The sequence below is a fragment of the Arthrobacter sp. 2YAF22_2 genome (assembly GCF_052114645.1).
In the GTDB taxonomy this organism is placed as follows: domain Bacteria; phylum Actinomycetota; class Actinomycetes; order Actinomycetales; family Micrococcaceae; genus Arthrobacter.
In genome coordinates, this window is record NZ_JBFRFD010000610.1 from 1 (window position 1) to 1,897 (window position 1,897).

The window sequence follows — 1,897 nt, forward strand, 5'->3', positions numbered from 1 at the left end:
GGGTAACTGTGCCACGTCGCTGGTCCAGGGTGTCCAGTACTACCGGGATGCCGACCCCCAGGCCACGATCCCGGGTCTGATGCACGTGGAGTTCGGCAAGTACCACGTCAACGACGTGCAGTTCGTTGCCGCGTTCGACGTCGATGGCAAGAAGGTGGGCCAGGATCTCTCCGCAGCGATCCTCGCCAGCGAAAACAACACCATCAAGATCGCCGATGTCCCGCCGACCGGGGTCACCGTCCAGCGCGGCCCGACCCTCGACGGCCTCGGCAAGTACTACCTCGAGACCATTGAGCAGTCCCCGGAGGAACCGGTCGACGTCGTACAGGCCCTCAAGGACGCCAAGGTCGACGTGATGGTCTGCTACCTGCCCGTGGGATCCCAGGAAGCCGCCGAGTTCTACGCCCAGGCCGCGATCGACGCCGGCGTGGCCTTCGTTAACGCGCTGCCCGTGTTCATCGCCGGAACCAAGGCGTGGGCGGACAAGTTCACCGCGGCCGGCGTGCCGATCGTCGGCGACGACATCAAGAGCCAGATCGGTGCCACCATCACGCACCGCGTCATGGCCAAGCTCTTCGAGGACCGCGGCGTCACCCTGGACCGCACCTACCAGCTGAACGTCGGCGGCAACATGGACTTCAAGAACATGCTGGAGCGCGACCGCCTCGAGTCCAAGAAGATCTCCAAGACCCAGGCCGTGACCTCCAACGTCGAAGCCGACATCGCGCCCCGCGATGTGCACATCGGGCCGTCGGACTACGTGCAGTGGCTCGACGACCGCAAATGGGCGTTTGTCCGCCTCGAAGGCCGCAACTTCGGCGACGCGCCGGTGTCCCTGGAGTACAAGCTGGAGGTCTGGGACTCGCCCAACTCCGCCGGCGTAATCATCGACGCCATCCGGGCAGCCAAGATCGGCCTGGACCGCGGCATCGGCGGCCCGCTGCTCTCCGCGTCAAGCTACTTCATGAAGTCCCCGCCGGAGCAGTTCAACGACGACCTCGCCCGTGAAAAGGTCGAGGCCTTCATCCGCGGCGACCTGGAGCGCTAAAGCCCCACGCCGTTCGGGTGCCCGCGGACGCTCCCGCAATTCTGGCACGATTCAACACAACGCGCCCGCACTTCTGGCAAGTTTCAACACAACGCTCCCGCACCTCTGGTGCGGGAGCGTTGTGCGTCCCGCGAACCCTCCCTCACCTCTGGCGGTACTCTTTCGGACGCTCCCGCAGGTTCGGCGCTTTTCTCCCGGACGCTCCCTCAGCCCGTCCGAGAGAAGCCTGCCGCCGACGGCGGGCTGAGGTACGCGGTACGCAGAATCCGCTTGATCTTGGCGGTGGCGCCTGCGAAGCCGTCGGCGAGATCGTCTTTTGTCAGGATTAGGACAGTCCATCCCGCCGACTCGAAAGCCTTGTCGCGACGGCGGTCACTAAAGATCTGGGCGGGCAACAGATGATGGCCCCCGTCGTACTGGACTGCCAGACGACGGCGGCGGTACCCGAGATCCGCCGTCGGCGAGCCCGGACTCCCCGGGCGCAACGAAAGCTGGAGATCCGGCTCCGGGAGGCCGGCGTCGCGCATTGCCAGGCGGAGCAGCGTCTCCGGACCGGAGTCGGATCCTACTCGCATCAGCTCAAGAGCTGCTCGGGCGCGGACGATCCCCTGCAGATTTGAATGGCGGTTTACCATCGACCGCAGCCCGTCAACGGTCGCGAAAGGCTCGCTCCGGCCCTCCAGGCTTATTCGGGGAATCCGAACGAGCTCGTCTCCCGTGCAGACCAGTTCGTACAGGCTCAACCGTCGGGCCAGATCGAGCCACGTCCGGGCGCGCGTGCTGATCCGGATGCCGTCCACCGTTTCGACCTCGTCGTCCCACGCCAGAACCGCGTGCCCGATGATGCCC

General features: G+C 65.7%; 2 protein-coding genes. One reads left to right on the forward strand and one right to left on the reverse strand.

Going from position 1 to position 1,897, the window contains the following annotated elements; all coding sequences use genetic code 11:
• Window positions 1-1,048, forward strand: a 1,048-nt coding sequence (locus tag AB4Y86_RS17820) for an inositol-3-phosphate synthase (RefSeq protein WP_441403487.1), incomplete at its 5' end; no start/stop codon positions are given.
• Between the two features lie 206 nt (window positions 1,049-1,254).
• Here AB4Y86_RS17820 and AB4Y86_RS17825 read toward each other — a convergent pair.
• A partial coding sequence (locus AB4Y86_RS17825; protein WP_441403488.1) for an endonuclease domain-containing protein occupies window positions 1,255-1,897 on the reverse strand: 643 nt, incomplete at its 5' end.